Origin of the sequence: Clostridium sp. CX1 (assembly GCF_025398335.1) — a bacterium.
Taxonomy (GTDB): Bacteria; Bacillota; Clostridia; order Clostridiales; family Clostridiaceae; genus Clostridium_AM; species Clostridium_AM tanneri.
The window spans coordinates 21,088-42,954 of the sequence record NZ_JAODOO010000011.1 but is presented as its reverse complement, the minus strand read 5'-3'; the positions used below and the strand labels follow the sequence as shown (position 1 = coordinate 42,954).

Here is a 21,867-nt window from a genome sequence, read left to right as displayed (position 1 = left end):
TAGTTCTTGTATTATGTTTAAGAATTTTTATATTTTAAATATAGATATTTAAGGAGAGAAGATATGAGTATACTAACAGTTAAAAATGTAAATCACGGTTTTGGAGACAGAGCAATATTTGAGGATGTATCTTTTAGACTTCTCAAAGGAGAGCATGTTGGACTTATAGGGGCAAATGGAGAAGGAAAATCAACTTTTATGAATATAATAACAGGAAAACTAGCTCCTGATGAAGGAACAATTGAATGGTCTAATAGAGTAAGAGTTGGATACATGGATCAGCATGCCCAATTACAAAAAGGACAGACTATAAGGGACGTACTAAAAGGTGCTTTTCAATATCTTTTTGATCTTGAAAAGGAAATGTTAGAGATAACAGATAAAATGGCAGATGCATCCCCAGAAGAGTTAGAAAAGTTACTAGATGATATGGGAAATATTCAAGACTTACTTGATAACAATGGTTTTTATGTTATAGATGTGAAAGTAGAAGAAGTGGCTGGCGGACTTGGACTTAGAGATATAGGACTTGATAAAGATGTTGCTGACCTAAGTGGTGGACAGAGAACTAAAGTTCTTTTAGCAAAGCTTCTTCTTGAGAATCCCGACATTTTACTTTTAGATGAGCCTACTAACTACTTAGATGAGAAGCATATTGAGTGGCTGAAGTTTTACCTTCAGAATTATGAGAATGCATTTATACTTATTTCTCATGATATTCCTTTCTTAAATAGTGTTATCAATTTAATATATCATGTTGAAAATAAGAAGCTTACAAGATATGTAGGAGATTATGATAACTTTATTAGAGTATATGAAGCAAATAAGAGACAATTAGAATTGGCATTTGAAAGACAGCAAAAGGAAATAGCTAAGCTTGAAGATTTTGTGGCAAGAAACAAGGCAAGAGTTGCTACAGTGGGGATGGCCAAATCAAGACAAAAGCAACTGGATAAAATGGAGAAAATAGAATTAACAAAGGAAAAGGTAAAACCAGAGTTTAATTTTAAGTCTGCTAGAGCATCTGGTAAGCTTATATTTGAGACTACAGACCTAGTAATAGGATATGATGAACCACTTTCTAAACCATTGAACTTAACAATGGAAAGAGGAGATAAAATTGCTTTAGTAGGTGCTAATGGTCTTGGGAAGACTACTCTTTTAAAAAGTCTTATGGGAGAGTTAAAGCCTTTATCAGGAAAGGCGGAACTTGGAGATTACCAGTATATCGGATATTTTCAGCAGGAAATAAAAGAATCTAACTATAATACTTGTATAGAAGAAGTGTGGAGTGAATTCCCATCATTTACTCAATATGAAATAAGAGCTGCTTTAGCAAAGTGTGGTCTTACTACGAAGCAGATAGAGAGCAAAATAGTGGTTCTTAGTGGTGGCGAGCAAGCTAAGGTAAGACTATGTAAGATATTAAATAGGGAAACCAATATTTTGATTCTGGATGAGCCTACCAACCATCTAGATGTTGATGCAAAGGAAGAGTTAAAAAGAGCATTAAAGGAATATAAGGGAAGTATTTTACTAGTTTGTCACGAACCAGAGTTTTATAGAGATGTAGTTACAGATATCTGGGATTGTGAGCAATGGACAACTAAGATAGTATAAAGCATCACTTGAATTTATGTAAGTGATTATAGTCTATTATAATAATGAAAGTGACAAGAAAATCTATATGTTTCTTGTCACTTTTTTAGGTTTATGGATTACTTTCATCACAAAGGCTTACAAAATCTTCCTTTATCCAACCTTTCGAATTAGTTCTATCGTTAGAGCTTATAGATACTTCGTACCATACCTGATTATTAATTTTCCCACTATCATGTATTTCAATAAGCATGTCTTCTTTTAATAAATTTAGCGACGGGGAGTTAAGAAGAGGAGACATTAACAGTTCACATTTTTTCTTAACAATGCCTTTGTTGGTTGTTGGATACATATACTCTATGGTTACTTTTTTATCTGCTTTTGTTAATTGCTTCAGGTTGTTATTTTGATATTTTAGAAGCAAAATCTGTTTTCTTTGAGCTGACATTTTATTTGTAAAGTAATAAGATGCACATAAGGCTGCAACTACTAATACTATAAATAAAAAGGTTAACATGTCACATACCGCCCCCAGATAATATTATTTAATAACAGTATATTCAATACAACTATAAAAACTGTCAATTAATAAAATAATCGAGTAGAAGGTAGATAAGACTGTTATCTGCTTCATACTCGATTATTTTAAGTTAAACCGCTTTTGTTAGCTCATCATACTCGGAAATATACATATCAGCATGATTTATTATATCTTGTTTTTGATACTCAGAGTATAGATCATGGACACCTATAACTACCATACCTGCTGACTTCGCTCCTTTAACAGCAGGAAGGATGTCTTCAAACACCGCACATTCTTCAGGCTGTAAGTTAAGCTTTTTAGCAGCAAGCAGGTATATATCCGGAAAGTCTTTTCCTCTTATAACTTCATCAGTAGTACTTATAGAATCAAAAAAGTGATATATATCATTATTCTTCAAAGCAATTTCTATAAGAAGTTTGCAATTGCTGGTAGCTAGTCCTATTTTTATTCCTTTGGATTTTAAAAGGGATAAAAATTCTTTTGCACCGGCTTTTAGTTTCACATCATGAGTATAGTGATGTATAGCCATATGATTCCATTCACTTTGAATTTCTTCTATACTGTCAGGAAGATCAAATCTATTTTTAAAGTATTGAGCAACTTCTGAAAAACTCATATGCTCTATTTCTTCTTTTAGATTATCAGGTAACTTTATATTCCTTTTTTCCAGATATTCCTCATCTACCTTAGTCCATACCCACATAGAGTCGATAAGTGTTCCATCCATATCAAATATAGCACCTTTAATATTTTTTAGCATTATATCACCCCATTTTCTAGTATAACATTAAAGAAACAAATAAAACAGCACCTCATTTTAAATTAGGTGCTGTCTATATAAGTATTGGTATGTATTACTAATACTAAAATTTTCTTTCAAATATTTCTATCTTTTTTTCATCTTTGAAGTCTTCTATAGATTCAATTCCTATATCACTTAGAATTTTATTCATACAGTCGCTATCTACAGATACCTTAATAGAGGAGTTATCGGCTAAGTGATCTACATGCTCTTTACCTTTTTCACGAGGTAAAATAGCTTTAGGACCACCAACACAGCCGCCTATACAGCCCATTCCTTCAATAAAATTAGCATCTATATCTCCATTTTTAGCTTTTTCAAGTATTGCTCTACATTCTTTTACACCATTTGCTTGAACTGTTCTTATAAGTTGATACTTTTCAGGAAATAGTCTTTCTACTGCTTCAGTTACAGCGGTAGATACACCACCGGTACGAGCATAAAGCCTTCCACCCCTTGAAGCATATTCTGTAGAAGAATCTTCATCTAGCTCTGCAGGATTAATATTTAATGATTCAAATATATCTTTTACCTCTGCAAAAGTAAGAACAAAATCTATATCGCCTAAAAGATCTTTTTCCTTAGCTTCTGCTTTTTTAGCAACACAAGGTCCAATAAATACAACTTTACAGTCGGGATTTAACTCTTTCATTACTCTTCCCGATGCAATCATTGGGGATACAGAAGGTGAAACATATCTTACTAAGTCATTATATACTCTCTTAAGCATACCTACCCACATAGGACAGCAACAGGAGGTTATCATTAGGTCTTCACGTTTCTTTACAAAGTGGTCGAATTCTACTGCTTCTTTTAAAGTAAGCATATCTGCAAAAAATGCTACTTCTATCATATCTGTAAAGCCTATTTTTTTAAAAGCGGCTCTTAGTTGATCAATAGTAATCATATCTCCAAATTGACCAATAATGGCTGGAGCAACTGCAGCTATTACAGGGTGACCACCTTTAAGCAGTTCTAGTAGTGGTATAAATTCTACTCTATCCAATATTCCCCCTGTTGGGCATGCCTCTACGCAAAAACCGCAGTCTGTACATTTGTCATTATCAATTACACTTGTATTCTTTTCAGTATCTATAAAAATTGCATTAAAGGGACAGGATTTTTGGCACATGGTCTCACCATTTACATCCACACAATCCATAGAACAATGCTTGATTTTGTTTACTATTTTGTGATTAGTTTCATATGAGCTTATTGCTTCTTTCAGTTCTTCTACAAAGTTGTCACTATAAGTTATACCTGTTCCGCAAAGGGAGGATATAACTCTACTGAGAGATTCCTTATCCACAGATTCCTGTGAAAGAATTTCTTTTACCTTTTCTTCAAAATTACCTTCATAATAAGCATTTACTATACTCTTAAACAAATCGCTATATTTTGCCTTCATCTTAACACTCCTCTTAACGTTCCTCGGAAGATTTAGAGTAAAATGGTATTTTGTACTATACCGCTGTTAAATATAAGTTGCCCTAAAATTAAAATTTAATTCGGATAATCTTGGATATGGTTATGTTAAAATTATATGAAAAAAGGACAAGATAATCTTGTCCTTTTGGTCGGGGTGACAGGGATTGAACCTGCGACCTCATGGTCCCAAACCACGCGCGCTCCCATCTGCGCCACACCCCGTTACAATTTAATTATATGTAATATAATGGGATAAGTCAAGTGTTAATTATATTTTTGTGTGAAATTTTAAAATATAATATATAAAGCTGACAGCAATAAAACCTTAAGGTGTCAGCTTTATATAGACATAAAATTATTCTTTAGCCTTGTCATCCCCGGCTCCTTTAGTAGGCACTGTAGATATAAGAAAACCTACCAGTATAGATACTAATGCAGGGGCTATTATATTTATATAGGCTATAAACCAGGTTCTATAGAGTATAAGAGCAGTAAGACCAGTTATAGCTATTGTAACTAGAAAGACATAAATTATAAATTTAGCAAAAGAACTAAAAAATTTCTCATAAAGTCTGTGTCTTGTAGGACCACTTATTATTTTTCTAAAGAAAAAGTATGAAACTAAGATTAGAACTATATCTACAGCAGCAGATATTAAAAAGTTTCTCATAGTAAAACACCTCCAACAGGTTATCAATTATATTATTGCCATGTTGGAGGATTTTACACATATTTATATTTTTTAATTATCTTGGTCTAGATACATTTCACCTATTTTATAGACATCTCCTGCACCTACAGTTAAGACTATGTCTCCAGCCTCTACGTTTTTACGTAAGTGAGATACGATTTCATCAAAGTTATCAAAGTTACAGCATTTTACTTCTCTTTGTTTTATTTTGTCTGCTAACATACTAGAACTTACTACTCCAGTATCTTTCTCTCTTGCAGCATATATATCTGCAAGAATAACTTCGTCTGCATCATCAAAAGCTTCAACGAACTCATCAAATAGATTTAGAGTTCTTGAATATGTGTGAGGTTGAAACACGCAAAACATCTTTTTGTGAGGATAGTTTTTAGCTGCACTTAATGTAGCTTTTATTTCTGTTGGGTGATGTGCATAATCATCTATAACTGTAACATTATTTTTTGTACCTTTTATTTCAAATCTTCTGTGGGTACCATTAAAACTTTCCAGTCCCTTAACAATGTTGTTTTTAGGAATATCTAAGCTAAGAGCAGTGCATATACTTGCTAAAGCATTTAGAACATTATGTTTACCAGGAACATTTAGTTGCACAGATAAAATTCTCTCACTTTCCTTATATGCATCAAAATAAGCACATCCATTTTCATTAAATACTATATTTTTAGCTCTTATATCTCCAGCATCTATTCCATAGGTTAGTGTGTTGCATTTAGCATGAGATACAATATTATTTACTCTCATATCATCAGCATAACCTATTAGGTATCCATTTGTAGGGATAAGCTTAGAAAAGTTTGCAAAGGCATTTTCAATATCATTTATATCCTTATAATAATCTAGATGGTCTGCATCAATATTTAGTATTACACCTATATAAGGGAAAAACTTTAAGAAGGAGCCTTTATACTCACAAGCTTCAGTTATAAAGTAATCACTATTACCTGGACGTACATTACCATTTATAATATCTAATTGTCCTCCAACAAGTATTGTAGGATCTAGTTCTGCATTCAAACATATATGAGACACCATAGAAGTAGTAGTAGTTTTTCCATGGGTCCCTGAAATCGCTACATTATATTTGTGACCCTTCATTATATATCCTAAAAATTCTGCTCTTGTTATAGTTGGAACATTTAATTCCTTTGCCCTTAAAAGCTCAGGGTTATCTTCGGATATTGCAGCAGTATATACTACTAAGTCGATATCTTCAGTTATATTATCTCCTGATTGACCTATATTAATTTGAGCGCCATTTTGTTTTAAGGTATCTGTTATGGCAGAAGCTTTCATATCAGAGCCAGATACTTTGAAGTTTTGTTCTAATAGAATTTCAGCTAATCCGCTCATACTAATTCCACCTATTCCTATAAAGTGGATTTTCTTGTTTCTATCTTTTATAAAATCAAATGACAATAAAATCATCTCCCTGTATTAATCAAATTTATCTCATTTAATAATTATATACAAAAATGAATCAAAAAAACACATTTACATAATTTTATTTTAGTATCTTAATCTTGTAATCTACTAATTATTAATAATTAAGTATTGATTATGTATTGGTTTTATCATAGAATATGAATAATAACATATAGTTTTAGAAAGAATATTCGTAAATTTAATATAGATAGGTGATGTAATGGAGAAATTTAGTAGAAATCAAAGAGTGGCAACTATAACAAAGATTTTAATAGAAAATCCTAATAAGGTGATAAATCTTAATAATTTTACAGATATGTTCAATGCTGCAAAATCTACCATAAGCGAAGATTTAGTTGTAATCAAGGATATTTTGATGAAACTTTCCATGGGGAGAGTGGAAACTATATCAGGTGCCGCTGGTGGAGTAAAATATATATGTGGATTATCTGGAGAAAAAATTAAGGAATTTGCTGAAAGACTATGTATTATTTTGAAAAATAGAGAAAGAATAATACCAGGGAATTTTCTATACATGACAGATATAATGTTTAACCCTCAAATAATTCATACAGCTGGGGTAATATTAGCATCAGCCTTCAATGATAAAAATGTAGACTATGTGGTTACTGTTGAAACAAAGGGGATTCCGTTAGCCTATGAAGTAGCAAAGATGTTAGGTGTACAGCTCGTAGTGGTTAGGAGAGAAACAAAAGTTACAGAAGGTTCTACACTAAGTATAAATTATGTATCCGGTTCTACTGGTAGGATTCAAACTATGTCTTTATCTAAAAAAGCTATGAATAAGGGAAGCAAGTGCATATTCATAGATGACTTCATGAAAGCGGGAGGAACCGCTATGGGCATAATAGATCTTTTAAAGGAGTTTGAAAGTGAGCTTTTAGGAATTGGAGTACTGATAGATAATGTAGAAACTCCTAAAAAGTTAGTTGAGGACTATGTGTCAATTGTAGACTTCAAGGGTATTGACGAAAAGGGAGAAGCGCTATTATTTCCTTCAGAAATGTTCAAATAATAAAATTTTCAAAAAATTTATTGTTTTTTTGAAAAGCAAGAAGGAAAAATATAAAATTTAGAGAATATTATATACATAAGCATCTTGGAGGTGGATTTTATATGCAAATTACAGACGTTAGAGTTAGAAAGATTGCCGCAGAAGGCAAGATGAAAGCTATAGTTTCAGTAACCTTTGATAATGAATTCGTAGTTCACGATATAAAGGTTATAGAAGGTCAAAATGGGCTTTTTATAGCAATGCCAAGTAGAAAAACTCCAGACGGAGAATTTAAAGACATTGCACATCCAATCAACACTCAAACAAGAGAAAAGATACAACAAGCAATTTTAGAAGAATATGAAAAAGTAAAAAATGAAGAAACTGTTTCTGATGACAGAGTAGAAGAAGAATAATAAAAAGGAGTAAAATTACTCCTTTTTATTATTTTTAGATTATTAACAGTGAAATATATCAATTTATGAAATTCCTTATAAAAATTAACTATAAGGTTGAAAATACTTTTTATATAAAATATAATATTAAGGGATGTTTTTATAAAATAAGATAGAAAAATGTAAGTTTATGACCATAAAGAGGTGTTATAATGTATAATTGTGCTATAATATTAGCAGCTGGTGAAGGAAAAAGGATGAAATCGTCTACGCCTAAGGTACTTCACAAAGTATGTGGAAAAGAAATGGTTAACGTAGTAATAGATGTTATTAAAAATGCAGGAATAAAGGACATAAATGTAGTTGTTGGAAGAGGAGCAGATAAGGTAAAGGAAGCTACTGAGGTAAATGGAGTATTTTATGCTCTACAGGATAAGCAGCTAGGAACTGGGCATGCAGTTATGTGTGCAAGGGAGTTTCTAACAGGTAAACAAGGTACGGTAGCGATTTTTACAGGAGATGCTCCTTTAATAACAAAGGAAACAATAGAAAAGCTTACTCTTTTTCATAGAGAAGGTATGTATAAGGCTACCTTATTGACTTCTATAGTAGACAATCCTTCAGGATATGGAAGAGTAATAAGAGGAAATAATGAAGATGTAGTAAAGATCGTTGAGCATAAAGACTGTACAGAGCAGGAACTTAAGATAAATGAAATAAATTCAGGTATGTACTGTTTTGATATAGAACATCTGTTAAAAAGCCTAGACAGACTAGATAATAATAATGCTCAAGGAGAATACTATTTGACAGATGTTATAGGAATTTTAAAGAGCGACGGAGAGAAGATTGGAGCATTGCCAATACCTTTTGAGGAAACAATGGGTGTAAACTCTAGAGCTCAACTTGCAGATGCAGAAAAGGTTATGAGAAAGAGAATAAATTTAAAACATATGGAAAATGGAGTTACATTAATAGACCCTGATAATACCTATATTGATATAGATGTTGAGATTGGTAACGATACTATAATTTATCCTGGAAATGTGATCTCAGGAAAAACCATTATCGAAGAGGGTTGTACTATATATCCTAATTCCAGAATAGAGAATAGTCTTATAGGAAAAGGTGTTAATATTCAAAACTCTGTCATATTACAGAGTAAGGTAGGAGAAGGCACCTCAGTAGGACCGTTTGCCTACATAAGACCAGAGAGTGTTATTGGTAAATCTGCTAGAATTGGAGATTTTGTTGAGATTAAAAAGTCTGTTATAGGAGATAAGACTAAGGTTTCTCATTTAACTTACATTGGAGATGCAGAGGTTGGAAGTGGATGCAACTTCGGTTGTGGTACTGTTGTTGTTAACTATGATGGAAAGAAAAAGCATAAAACTATAATTGGAGATAATGCATTTATAGGATGTAATGTAAACTTAGTTGCTCCAGTTAAGATTAATAATGACACATACATTGCAGCAGGCTCAACTATATTAGAAGAAGTGCCAGAAGGTGCCTTGGCCATTGCAAGAGCAAAACAGGTAAACAAAGAAGGTTGGGTAGAAAAAAAAGGATTAAAGAAATAAAATTTTAGGAGGATTACATAATGATAACCCATGGTAAAAACATTAAAATTTTTGCAGGTAATTCACACCCAGATTTAGCTAAGGATATTGCAGATATGTTAGGATTATCCGTAGGAGATGCAAATGTATGCACGTTTAGTGACGGTGAGATATCTGTAAATATTAATGAAACAGTAAGAGGAACAGATGTATTCGTAATTCAGTCAACTAATCACCCTGTAAATGACAACTTGATGGAATTACTAATAATGATTGATGCCTTTAAAAGAGCATCTGCTGGAAGAATAACAGCAGTAATGCCTTACTATGGATATGCAAGACAAGACAGAAAAGCAAAGGCAAGAGATCCAATTACAGCAAAGCTTGTTGCTGATATACTAACAGCAGCTGGTGCAGATAGAGTCCTAACAATGGATTTACATGCTGCACAAATACAAGGATATTTTAATATACCTCTTGACCACTTATTAGGTGCACCTATACTTGCAAAATACTTTGTACAAAAAGGATTTGCAGAGAGAGAGGATATTGTTGTTGTTTCACCAGACTTAGGAAGTGTAACAAGAGCTAGAAAGTTTGCAGATAAATTACATGCACCTATTGCTATTATCGATAAGAGAAGACCAAAGGCAAATGTATCAGAAATAATGAATGTTATAGGCGATATTCAAGACAAAACTGTAATATTAATTGATGATATGATAGACACAGCTGGAACTATAACAAATGGAGCTAATGCCCTAGTAAAGATGGGTGCGAAGGAAGTTTATGCTTGTTGTACACACGCTGTATTATCTGGTCCAGCAATCGAGAGAATTAATGAATCAGCTATAAAAGAGCTAGTAATGCTAAATACTATTAAGTTACCAGAAGATAAGATATTAGATAAGTTTAAAACTTTATCAGTAGCACCTGTATTTGCAGAAGCGATAAAGAGAATATACGAAGATATTTCTGTAAGTAAGTTATTTGAAGAATAGAATGATGAAAAGCATGTGGAACAAAAATTCCACATGCTTTTTATCATGCTGTTAAACATTAAGGTAATATACTATACAATAGAATAAGCATAAGTACTTTTTATGTTAGTAGAATAAAATATAGTAAATTATTTGTAACTTTTTAAGGATATACTACTATTATACATGTTATATATGATAAATTTAATATAGGTAGATATAATTAAAACAAATAACTACTCAATTTAGAGAGAGGGGATGTAGTTAATGGAAGGATCAATAGGAAAAGTTTTGATAGTAGATGATGATGAAAATATATGTGAAGTAATAAGAATGTATGTTGAAAGTGCGGGATACGATACAAAAGTTTGCAATGATGGCAAGGCAGCTCAAGAGGACTTCTTAGAATATAAACCGGATTTAGTTTTATTAGACATAATGCTACCTCATGTTGATGGTATAGATGTGCTTAAGTGGATAAGAAAAGATTATGAAACCCCTGTTATTATGCTTACAGCTAAAGGGGAGACCTTTGATAAGGTATTAGGTCTTGAATTAGGTGCAGATGACTATATAGTGAAGCCTTTTGAACCTAAGGAATTGCTTGCTAGAATCAAGGCTGTTTTAAGAAGGTATAATGTAGATAATGAAAATAAGGAAGTATTAAAATTTGAACAATTAACAGTTGATATCAATTCTTATACTGTGGTATACAAAGATGAAGAGATAAAAATGCCTCCGAAAGAGTTTGAACTTCTATATTATTTATCTAGTAATAAGAACAGAGTATTTACAAGGGAGCAACTTTTATGTGAAGTTTGGGGTTATGACTATCCGGGGGACTCTAGAACTGTAGATGTGCATGTTAAAAGACTTAGAGAAAAGCTTCAAGGAGGACCTAATTGGCAAATAGAGACGGTTTGGGGAGTTGGGTATAAGTTTGAGGTGAAATAAATGAAGAAAGGGTTATTTTCAAAGCTAGTAGCTACTTTTGCAGTGATAATTGCTGTAAGCTTTATTATAACAGCAGCCTTCTTATCCTATTGGTTTGAAAGTTACTATTTTGAACAAAGAAAGGGTCAGTTAGAAACAGAATCTCAGTTTATCAGTACTGCTGCAGAGCAATATTTACAGGGAAATGTTTCGCCGGACAAAATAAATGAGACCTTAACATATATAGGAAACTACTTATCTACATATATATGGCTTGTAGATAATTATGGCTATGTATATGCAGTTTCAGATAGTGAACATAAAACTCTAATAGGAACACAAATAATAACAAAAGAGTTAGAGGAATTGAGGCTTGGACATACCGTTGAAAAGAGAGAAGTCTACCAAAATATTTTCAAGGGACCTGTACACACCTTTGAAATTCCTATCTTCTCAAAAGGGATATTTAAAGGGTCAATGTTACTGCACACTTCCATAAGTGAATTAAGGGAACCTTTGAAAAGAGTTTACGAAATAATATGGATGTCAGCAATACTGGCTATTGTAGTTTCCTGTGTAGTAATATACTATCTTTCTCAAAGAATAATAATCAAGCCCCTAGAACAGATTAACTATGTAGCTGATAAGATATCAAAAGGAGAAGTGGACAAAAGGGTAAGTATAGAGTCTAAAGATGAAATCGGGACTTTAGCTAGGTCCTTTAATTCTATGGCAGATTCTCTAGAAGCAGTTGAGAAAAATAGAAGAGAATTTATATCCAATGTATCTCATGAAATTAGATCTCCTATAACTTCAATAAAGGGATTCATAGGTGGAATATTAGATGGGGTTATTCCTAAAGAAAAAGAGAATTATTATCTCTCTGTTACTTATGGAGAGATTCAAAGACTTACAAGATTAGTAAATGACTTACTAGACTTATCAGCTATAGAGGCTGGACAGTTTAGACTTAGAATAGAGGAGTTAGACATTAATGAGATCATTAGGTTATCTGTAATAAAGTTTGAAACCAAAATAAGAGAAAAAGGATTAAAAGTAGATGTACTAATGCAGGATGATGAACTTTACGTTGCGGCAGATAAGGATAGGATAACGCAGGTAGTAACGAATCTTATAGATAATGCCATAAAATACGTAGGAGAGGGTGGAACTGTAAGAATTAGTACAAAAACTAAGGGAGATAAGGCCCTTGTATCTGTATTCAATGATGGACCCTCTATTTCTAAGGAAGATTTGAAGCATATATGGGATAGATTTTACAAGGCTGATAAGTCAAGAACAACAAAGCTGAGTACAGGACTTGGTTTGTCAATCGTCAGAAGTATACTAACTCAGCTTGGGGAGGATGTTTGGATTGAAAATAAAGAACCTCAGGGAGTAAAATTTGTTTTTACACTAAAGAGGATTTAAACAATGATTACATTTTATTCATATTTACGTAAAGAAGTTTGTTTATAATATCTCTAAATTGATGGATTATGAGGTGCGAGTAAATGGATGATAACAGATTGGATGAAGTAAAGGACGTTAGGTGGGAGAGTGCAGAATGTTCAAAGGGAGAGATAAACTTTACTAGTAGAAGGAGAAAATCTAGGATTAAAAAGTTACTTAATGGATTAGTTTTTGTGCTTATAGCAGCAATTTCAGGTGGTGCATCAGGAGCCTACGTAATAAGCAAGAAATATCCAAATAATTATTCGTCAATTAACCAACCCTCGCTGGAACCAAAAAAAGAGGTTAATAAAGTGGAGACTGCTGACATACCCAAAAATGCCATAACGAAAGTGGCAGAGGTAGTCGGACCAACAGTAGTTGGTATAAGCAACCGAGCTGAAGGCTTTTTTGGATTGCAAGATTTGGGGGGCGGTTCGGGAATAATATTTGATTCAAATGGATATATAGTTACCAACAATCATGTAGTAGAAGGTGCTGCTAAGGTTACTGTAAAACTCTCCAGTGGCAAAACATTACCAGCAACTATAGTTGGCACTGATTCAAGATCAGATTTAGCTGTTATCAAAGTAGATGCTCAAAACTTACCTACTGCTAAATTAGGAGATTCATCTAAGGTAAAAGTAGGTGACATAGCTATTGCCATAGGTAATCCATTAGGAGAGGAATTTTCAGGCTCAGTTACAGCGGGAATAGTTAGTGCTTTGAATAGAAGAATACAATATGCAGGAGCTATATATAAAGTACTTCAAACAGATGCTGCCATTAATCCAGGAAATAGCGGTGGACCACTTTGCAATGAAGCCGGAGAGATTATAGGAATAAATAGTTTGAAGATGGGCTCTGATCAGAATGCTGAGGGAATGGGTTTTGCTATTTCTATAAATGAAGCAAAAGATATAATTAAGTCTCTAATGGACTATGGGAAGGTTGCTAGGCCATTCCTTGGAATATATGGTCAAGGTGTCGTTTCAGAGAAAAATAACATTAAAGGTATTTACGTTAGAGAAGTTGTACAGGGAAGTGGAGCTGCATTAGCTGGGGTTAAACCTACAGATATAATATTAGAACTAGATGGAAAGAAAGTTACAAAATTTGAAGACCTGGCAGACATTTTGGATAAACATAAAATTGGTGACTTGGTAGTGTGTAAAATTTGGAGAAGTGGAGAAACTATAGAAGTAAATATAACTCTTTCGGATGTAAGAGAAAAAAGTAAGTAAAGAGACTTTTAAGTCTCTTTATTATTTATGTCATTTAGTATAATATATAATATAGTGTAAGTTTGAAAAAAATGTATGATATAAGATATAGTAGGGAGTGAAGAGATGTTTTTAGTAGTGGGACTAGGAAACATAGGTAAACAGTACGAGCATACTAGACATAATGTAGGATTTGATGCTATAGATTTAATTAGTAACAAGTATAATATAGCTGTTAATAGGGAAAAATTTAGAGGAATGTATGGTGAAGGGAATATATGTGGTAGTAAGGTAATCTTGTTAAAGCCAAGTACATATATGAATCTTAGTGGAGAAAGTGTAAGAGAGGTTGTTAACTTTTACAAGATAGAAAATGAAAATATCATAGTTTTATATGATGATATAAGCCTAGATATAGGTCGACTTAGAATAAGAAGCCAGGGAAGTGCTGGTGGCCATAATGGAATAAAAAATATTATATCTAATTTAGGCACAGATGTTTTTCCTAGAGTTAAGATAGGAGTAGGACAGCCTAATGGAGAACTAGTAGCCCATGTCCTAGGAAGGTTCTCTAAAGATGATGCAGAAAAGCTTAAGGAAGTCTTTATAGCAGCTGTAGAATCGGTAGAGGTTATTATAGATAAGGGGATAAAGGAAGCTATGAATAGGTTTAACGGTTTTAAATTATAAATTATGTAAAGTTGATAGGGTGGTTGTTGAAATGAGACTAGATGGACTTTTTAAACCTCTTAAGAGTAGTAGGGAGTTTAAAAACATAATTAGTGGTATAGGGGGAAATAAGTTTCCAATAGGAATATTTGGTCTCTCGGAGTCTGCTAAAAGTTATTTAATAGATGGAGTGTTTAATGAATTAGACAAGCCTTTCCTCGTACTCACTCACAGCGATGTAGAAGCTAGAAAGTTGTATGAGGATTTATCTTTTTATATACCTAAAGTCTACTATTTCCCTAATAAGGAAGTAGTTTTCTATAATATTGATGCTATATCTGGGGACTTGAGGTGGGAGAGGCTTAAAGTAATCAGGGAAATGCTGAATAAGGAAAAAAAGGTAATAGTTACAAGCATAGAAACTCTAGCTTCAAGTTATATACCAGTAGATTTGTATAGGGAACATACCTTTACTATGTCTGTGGGTAAAACCTTGGATTTAGAAAAATTAAGTGAAAAACTGGTACAGTGTGGATATGAAAGAGTTGAAATTGTAGAGGCTAAAGGACAATTCTCTGTAAGAGGAGGGATAATGGATGTATATTCCCCTATATCTGCAGAACCTTATAGAGTTGAATTGTTTGGAGATGAAATTGACTCTATTAGAAGTTTTAATTTAGAATCACAGAGAAGTATAGAAAAGGTAAAAGAGATTGAGTTATTTCCAGCAAAGGAAATAATTTTAGATAGTGACAAAATCAGAAAAGGGTATGACAACATAGAAAAGGACTTAAATATTATTTCAAGTAAGTTCAAAAATAGTAAAAATAAAGAGGCTATGGAGAAAATACAGGGAATAATAAGAAAAGATTTGGAATCATTAAGAGAGAGTTGGAGTTTTGAAACTATAGATAGTTTTCTTCCATATTTCTATGATAAACCATCTTCTTTTTTAGATTATGTTAAGGATTATTTTATAGTCATAGACGATGTTCAAAGGTGCGGTGGAAAGATAGATAGTGTCTACTTTGAATTTGAAGAAAACTACAAAGGTTTCTTGGAAAGAGGAAATATCTTACCGAGACAAATTGAACTTTTAATACACAAGCAAGATATATTTGGAAGATTAAAAGGCGAAATGACAATGACACTAGATTCTATAGCTAAATCAAATAAGGTTTTATCTCCTAGAGCTATAGTAAATTTCTCTCAAATAACACTGCATAATTATCAAGGGCAAATAGACTTACTTATAGAGGATATAAAAGAGAAAAAAAATAGAGGATATAAAATAGTTATCCTCTCCGGTACAAGACCAAGAGGAGAAAGACTTGTAGATACTTTAAGAGATAGGGGAATAGAAAGTAACTATAGAGATGTAATACATGAAATTCAGTCAGGAGAGGTAGTAATAACCTTTGGAAGCCAGCTAAAGGGATTTGAGTATCCAGAAATGAAGATATGTGTTATTTCTGATAAGGAAGTTTTTGGAGAAGCTAAAAGAAAGACTGTTAATAAAACAACTAAAAAAGGTGTAAGTAAAATCAAAAGTTTTACAGAACTAAAACCAGGAGATTATGTAGTACATGTAAACCATGGTATAGGGGTATATAAGGGAATAAGACAACTAGAGTTAGAAGGTCATAAGAAGGATTATCTTGAGGTAATATACGATTCAGATGATAAGTTATATGTACCAGTAGAACAGTTAGATATGGTACAAAAATATATAGGTAGTGAAGGTAAAAATCCAAAGGTAAACAAGTTAGGAAGCGGAGAATGGGTTAAAGCTAAAAGAAAGGTCAAAAAGTCAATAGAGGCAATAGCTGAGGATTTAGTTAAGTTATATGCAGTTAGGTCTACGTTAAAGGGGTACAGATATTCAAGGGATACTCTTTGGCAGAAACAATTTGAAGAAGAATTTCCTTATGAGGAAACACCAGATCAGTTATCCGCTATAATTGATATAAAAAGAGATATGGAATCAGACAAAGCTATGGATAGGCTGTTATGTGGGGATGTAGGTTACGGAAAAACAGAAGTAGCTATAAGGGCTGCATTTAAAGCTGTAATGGACGGAAAACAGGTTGCTATTCTAGTTCCGACAACTATACTTGCACAACAACATTACAATAACTTTGTACAGCGATTTTCTGACTTCCCAGTTAGGATAGATATGGTAAGTAGATTTAGAACAACAGCACAGCAAAAATCCACTATTAAAGCAGTGAAGGATGGGGAAGTAGATATTCTTATAGGAACTCATAGAGTTTTGCAAAAGGATATTCAATTTAAGGATTTAGGTCTTTTGATAATAGATGAAGAGCAAAGGTTTGGGGTAGCCCACAAGGAAAAAATTAAAAAGTTTAAGAAGAATATAGATGTATTAACGCTTAGTGCAACACCTATACCAAGGACGCTTCATATGTCTCTTGTAGGAGTTAGAGATATAAGCGTTATTGAAACGCCGCCAGAGGAAAGATATCCAATACAAACCTATGTGGTTGAATATAATGATCAACTAATAAGGGATGCTATACTAAGAGAACTGAATAGAGGAGGACAGGTTTATTTTGTTCATAATAGAGTTGAAAATATTAAGGATATAGCTGCCTATGTATCAAAATTAATTCCAGAAGCAAGAGTGGCTGTAGCCCATGGACAGATGCAGGAAAGAGAACTTGAAAACATAATTGTAGATTTTATGAAAAATGAATATGATGTTCTTGTTGCCACTACCATTATAGAGACAGGGATGGATATCCAAAATGTTAATACCATGATAATATATGATGCAGACAAGATGGGCTTATCTCAGTTATATCAGCTAAGAGGGAGAGTTGGAAGAAGTAATAGAATGGCATACTGTTATTTGACCTACAGGAAAGACAAAGTTCTAACTGAAGTAGCTGAAAAAAGGCTTAAAGCTATAAAAGACTTTACAGAATTAGGTTCAGGTTTTAAAATAGCTCTAAAAGATTTAGAAATAAGAGGAGCTGGAAACATGATGGGAGGCTCTCAACATGGGCATATGGCATCCATAGGGTATGATTTATATTGCAGGATGTTGGAAGACACTATTAAGTTGGTAAAGGGAGAGATAGATCAAGAACCGGTAGAGACCACAGTAGAGTTAAAGGTGGATGCATATATTCCAAGTGAATATATAAAGGATGAAGTTCAAAAAATAGAAGTGTATAAAAAGATAGCAGCAATTGATTCCTATGAGGATATGATGGATATCAAAGAGGAAATTGAGGATAGATTTTCTACAATACCTGCCTCAGTTTCTAACCTTATGAACATATCTTATATAAGAAGCATGGGAAAAAGGCTTGGTATAGAAGAAATAAAAGAAAGAAAGGATGAGGTAATTTTCCAATTTGAAAGTCAAGGAAGAATTGATGGAAATGTTATGAAGGGTTTATTAAAGGATTTTAGTAGAAAGATAACACTAAAGATGTCAGATAAACCGGGCTTTGGATATAAGCTTAAGGATGTGAAACGAGAGGAACTAATATCAAATATAAAAGAAATGATGGAATATATGATAAAAATGCAGCTAAAAAAATAATTTTGTAGTAAAAATAGTTTTATGTTAAAATAATTTTATGTTGCTTAAAAACACTAGAATAGAGTGGGGGAATAAATTGTGAAAAATATAAAAAAGTTAGTTAGTACAGCATTAATAACCATGTTTGCATTTTCAGCTGTTGGTTGTAATATGATAGAAAAGACACCAGAGGCTATAGCTAAAAGTCCTGTAGCAGTTGTAAATGGAGAAAAAATTACTAGGGGAGAGCTAGATAAGAGTGCAGATATGATGGGTGTTGTAGCTCAACTTAAGCAGAAGTATGGTGAAAATTACGATAAAAATGATGAGGCTAAAGAGATATTAAAGACTGAAAGACAAAAAGTAGTAGATAAGATGGTTACTGAAAAAGTTATAGAGCAAAAGGCGAAAGAACTAAAACTAATGCCAGATGAGTCAAAGTTAAAAACAGAAGTTGACAAACAATACAATGACACCAAGCAACAATTCGAGAGCAGCGGAGCTAAATTTGATGAAGTTTTAAAGAAGGAAGGATTTACAGAGCAGTCCTTAAAAGACTTTTTCTTAGCTCAGACAAGAAATAATGAGATCTTTAAGAATGTCACAGATAACTTGTCAAAAGACATTAAAATTGATGACAAAAAAGTAGGGGACTACTATAACTCTAACAAAAATCAATTTACTGAAAAGCCTAATAAGATACATGTAGCTCATATATTAGTAAAGACAGAAGACGAAGCTAAAAAGGTGAAGGAAAGACTAGACAAAGGAGAAGAATTCGGGAAAGTAGCTAAGGAAGTTTCAACAGACCCAGGTTCAAAGGATAAGGGTGGAGATTTAGGAACAGTTCCTTATGTTGATTCTGGATTTGATCCTAAGTTTATGGAAGCTGCTATAGCTCTAAAAGAGGGAACTATATCAGGTCCAGTTCAAACAAGCTTTGGATATCATATAATAAAGGCTATCAAAAAAGAGGAATATCCAGTTAAGAAACTTGATTCAGTGAAAGACCAAATAAGAAAACAGCTTGAGGATGAAGAAAAGCAAAAAGTTGTTTCACAAAAAATTGAAGAGTGGAAAAAAGCAGCTAAAATAAAAACATATGAAAAAAATCTTCAGTAATAGGTAAACATAAAACCGTGGTATATAATATACCGCGGTTTTATTTTATTTGAAAAAGTGAAATCTAATTTAAATAACAATTGTGTATAAAATTTCATATTTAGAAAGATAATATTAACACAAGTGATACTTATATTATTTTTGAGGAGGTACAACATAATGAAAGCAACAGGTATTGTTAGACGTATAGACGACTTAGGTAGAGTAGTTATACCAAAGGAGATAAGAAGAACACTTAGGATAAGAGAAGGAGATCCACTTGAGATCTTTACTGATAGAGAAGGAGGAGTTATATTAAAGAAATATTCTCCAATAGGAGAGTTAAGTGACTTTTCAAAGGGATATGCAGAATCTCTCCAACAAACCATGGGTCACATAGTTATTATATGTGATAAAGATAGCATAATATCCATAAGTGGATCACAAAAAAAGGAATACTTGGAGAAGAAAGTTAGCAGTGATCTTGAAAAGATAATAGAAGAAAGAAAAACTATCTCTTTTGGAGAAGGTGGAGAAAAATCCATTGCACTATATGATGATGAAGAAATAGAAGGAAAATATTCAGCACAAGTAGTTTCACCTATTATAGCCGAAGGTGACGCAATTGGAGCCGTAATTATAGTATCTAAGGAAGAAGGAACTAAGTTTGGAGATGTGGAAGTAAAATTAGCTGAAACTGCGTCATCCTTCTTAGGAAAGCAAATGGAGCAATAGGCAGTGGCAGCATAGCTGCCATTACTTATTTGTCCATAAAAGATTATTGACACAAATAATAAAAATATTCACTTGTAAAGTAATAATACCCCTAAACATTAAATAATTATAGACATAGAGGTAAATCCTTTATTGATTTAGTTTTAAAGTGGAAAACATTAAGGCAAGGTAATTGTCATCATACTGTTTCGGGGGTATTTTTATGAAAAAACAATCACTTATAAGAGGTACTGTTATTTTAGGAGTGGCAGGAATTCTATCCAAATTCTTAGGTCTATTCTTTAGATGGCCACTGCAGATGCTTATTGGAGATGAGGGTATAGGTTATTACCAAATGTCCTTTCCTCTTTATATGTTTTTTATTGCAACAGCATCTGGTATACCTGTAGCCATATCTAAGATGGTTTCTGAAAGAAAGGCTTTTAATGATGATGAAGGAGCGATTTTGGTTTTTAGGAAAGCCATGCTTCTTATGGTTATTATGGGGATAGGATTTACTGCAGCTCTCCTAATATTTTCAAGACCAATTATTGAATTTCTAAAGTGGGATAATAAATCTTATTACTCGCTAATAGGTATTGCTTTCGCACCTATATTTATATCAATAATGAGTGCTTTTAGAGGTTTTTTTCAGGGACTGCAAAACATGAATTATACTGCAGTTTCACAAATTATAGAGCAGATTGGAAGAGTGGTAGTAGGAGTTGGACTTGCATACTTGCTATTACCTAGAGGAATTGAATATTCTGCAGGCGGTGCCGCCCTTGGTGCTGCAGCTGGGGGAATATTTGGAGGAATATATCTTCTGATAAAATATGTTGGCGTAAGAAAAGAGTTTAAAGTAAAAAGGATTAGGGATAATGTAGATGTTTTAAGTAAACTGTTATATATAGCAATTCCTGTATCCTTAGGAGCAACTGTAAGCAGTGTAATGAGCCTTATAGATTCAGCATTGGTTCCTCAAAAACTACTAGAGGCTGGATTTACGTATAGAGAGTCAACTATATTATATGGACAACTTACCGGCAAGGCTTTTATTTTAACTAACGTTCCACTTACTCTATCTGCAGCATTGTGTGCATCTCTTGTGCCGATAATTGCAGAATCATATATACTCAATAAAAGATTTGAGGTAGTGGCTAAAGTAGACTTAGCTCTTAAAACTTCTATGATTATAGCATTACCTTCTTGTCTAGGACTATTTAGTCTTGCTTATCCTATTTTAGATTTAATATTTCCAGGACAATCTGACGGATTCAGAATACTACAATACTCTGCACTAGCTGTTCCTTTTATAATAATTGCACAGACTTCCACATCTATTCTACAAGGAGTAGGCTTATATATACTTCCTGTAATAAACTTAGGGATAGGTTGTATAATAAAAGTATTTATAACATTATTTATGGTACCGATGAGTCATATTAATATATATGGGGCTATAATAGGAAGTACAGCAGGATATATTGTTGCCTCTGCTTTAAATATAAGATTATTAAAAAGAAAATTAAAAGTAGATATCAAGACATTTGAAATAGTGGTAAAGCCATTATTTGCAGCCCTTTTAATGGTAATAGCTGTTGTAATTATTTATATGAATGTCTATAATTATACCATAAGTAGTAGAATAGCCTGTTTAGCAGCTATTCTTTCGGGAGTAGTTGTATACTCGGTGTTAGTAGTTGTATTTGGGATATTCAAGTACAGCTATATAAAAAATAGGTTTCTTAAAAGGTAAAGGA

General features: G+C 32.9%; 18 protein-coding genes and 1 tRNA gene. 13 read left to right on the top strand and 6 right to left on the bottom strand.

The window, feature by feature from the left end:
• Positions 1–63: 63 nt before the first annotated feature.
• On the top strand, positions 64–1,620 hold the full coding sequence (locus tag N4T77_RS12945; RefSeq protein ID WP_261672225.1) for an ABC-F family ATP-binding cassette domain-containing protein: 1,557 nt from the start codon (positions 64–66) through the stop codon (positions 1,618–1,620).
• A 91-nt stretch (positions 1,621–1,711) separates the two neighbouring features.
• On the opposite strand, the gene N4T77_RS12940 is transcribed toward N4T77_RS12945, so the two are convergent.
• The 6 genes from N4T77_RS12940 to murC form a co-directional block, all read right to left on the bottom strand.
• Positions 1,712–2,116 (bottom strand): hypothetical protein, encoded by a 405-nt coding sequence (locus tag N4T77_RS12940; protein WP_261672224.1) that lies wholly within the window; start codon positions 2,114–2,116, stop codon positions 1,712–1,714.
• A gap of 133 nt (positions 2,117–2,249) precedes the next feature.
• Complete coding sequence (locus N4T77_RS12935) at positions 2,250–2,903, bottom strand: HAD family phosphatase (protein WP_261672223.1); 654 nt, start codon at positions 2,901–2,903, stop codon at positions 2,250–2,252.
• Between the two features lie 103 nt (positions 2,904–3,006).
• On the bottom strand, positions 3,007–4,353 hold the full coding sequence (locus tag N4T77_RS12930) for a [Fe-Fe] hydrogenase large subunit C-terminal domain-containing protein (RefSeq protein ID WP_261672222.1): 1,347 nt from the start codon (positions 4,351–4,353) through the stop codon (positions 3,007–3,009).
• 166 nt (positions 4,354–4,519) lie between these two features.
• A tRNA-Pro gene (locus N4T77_RS12925) sits at positions 4,520–4,595 on the bottom strand.
• A gap of 133 nt (positions 4,596–4,728) precedes the next feature.
• Positions 4,729–5,043 carry a hypothetical protein gene (locus N4T77_RS12920; protein WP_261672221.1) on the bottom strand — a complete coding sequence of 105 codons (315 nt, stop codon included), beginning with the start codon at positions 5,041–5,043 and terminating at the stop codon, positions 4,729–4,731.
• A gap of 72 nt (positions 5,044–5,115) precedes the next feature.
• Positions 5,116–6,501, bottom strand: coding sequence for a UDP-N-acetylmuramate--L-alanine ligase (murC, locus tag N4T77_RS12915; RefSeq protein ID WP_261672220.1), 1,386 nt, complete (start codon positions 6,499–6,501; stop codon positions 5,116–5,118).
• Positions 6,502–6,727: 226 nt separating this feature from the next.
• Between murC and purR the strand changes: the two genes are divergently transcribed.
• The 12 genes from purR (at position 6,728) to N4T77_RS12855 (ending at position 21,863) form a co-directional block, all read left to right on the top strand.
• Positions 6,728–7,543, top strand: a complete 816-nt coding sequence (purR, locus tag N4T77_RS12910) for a pur operon repressor (protein ID WP_261672219.1) — start codon at positions 6,728–6,730, stop codon at positions 7,541–7,543.
• Positions 7,544–7,644: 101 nt separating this feature from the next.
• The gene (gene spoVG / locus N4T77_RS12905) at positions 7,645–7,938 is read left to right on the top strand and encodes a septation regulator SpoVG (RefSeq protein ID WP_261672218.1); all 294 of its coding nucleotides are present in this window, start codon (positions 7,645–7,647) and stop codon (positions 7,936–7,938) included.
• A gap of 191 nt (positions 7,939–8,129) precedes the next feature.
• On the top strand, positions 8,130–9,500 hold the full coding sequence (glmU, locus tag N4T77_RS12900) for a bifunctional UDP-N-acetylglucosamine diphosphorylase/glucosamine-1-phosphate N-acetyltransferase GlmU (protein ID WP_261672217.1): 1,371 nt from the start codon (positions 8,130–8,132) through the stop codon (positions 9,498–9,500).
• 20 nt (positions 9,501–9,520) lie between these two features.
• The gene (locus N4T77_RS12895; protein ID WP_261672216.1) at positions 9,521–10,480 is read left to right on the top strand and encodes a ribose-phosphate diphosphokinase; all 960 of its coding nucleotides are present in this window, start codon (positions 9,521–9,523) and stop codon (positions 10,478–10,480) included.
• Between the two features lie 246 nt (positions 10,481–10,726).
• Positions 10,727–11,413: a response regulator transcription factor gene (locus N4T77_RS12890; protein WP_261672215.1), complete on the top strand. Its 687-nt coding sequence runs from the start codon at positions 10,727–10,729 to the stop codon at positions 11,411–11,413.
• Positions 11,414–12,823 (top strand): cell wall metabolism sensor histidine kinase WalK, encoded by a 1,410-nt coding sequence (locus tag N4T77_RS12885; RefSeq protein WP_261672214.1) that lies wholly within the window; start codon positions 11,414–11,416, stop codon positions 12,821–12,823. It begins immediately after the preceding gene.
• 83 nt (positions 12,824–12,906) lie between these two features.
• Positions 12,907–14,088, top strand: coding sequence for a S1C family serine protease (locus tag N4T77_RS12880; RefSeq protein WP_261672213.1), 1,182 nt, complete (start codon positions 12,907–12,909; stop codon positions 14,086–14,088).
• Positions 14,089–14,193: 105 nt separating this feature from the next.
• A complete protein-coding gene (pth, locus tag N4T77_RS12875) occupies positions 14,194–14,757 on the top strand; it encodes an aminoacyl-tRNA hydrolase (RefSeq protein WP_261672212.1) in 564 nt (187 codons plus the stop codon).
• A gap of 31 nt (positions 14,758–14,788) precedes the next feature.
• Complete coding sequence (gene mfd, locus N4T77_RS12870; protein ID WP_261672211.1) at positions 14,789–18,310, top strand: transcription-repair coupling factor; 3,522 nt, start codon at positions 14,789–14,791, stop codon at positions 18,308–18,310.
• A gap of 78 nt (positions 18,311–18,388) precedes the next feature.
• Positions 18,389–19,411, top strand: a complete 1,023-nt coding sequence (locus tag N4T77_RS12865; RefSeq protein ID WP_261672209.1) for a peptidylprolyl isomerase — start codon at positions 18,389–18,391, stop codon at positions 19,409–19,411.
• 159 nt (positions 19,412–19,570) lie between these two features.
• A complete protein-coding gene (gene spoVT, locus N4T77_RS12860; RefSeq protein WP_261672208.1) occupies positions 19,571–20,125 on the top strand; it encodes a stage V sporulation protein T in 555 nt (184 codons plus the stop codon).
• 202 nt (positions 20,126–20,327) lie between these two features.
• Positions 20,328–21,863, top strand: coding sequence for a polysaccharide biosynthesis protein (locus N4T77_RS12855; RefSeq protein ID WP_261672207.1), 1,536 nt, complete (start codon positions 20,328–20,330; stop codon positions 21,861–21,863).
• The last annotated feature ends 4 nt before the right edge of the window (positions 21,864–21,867 follow it).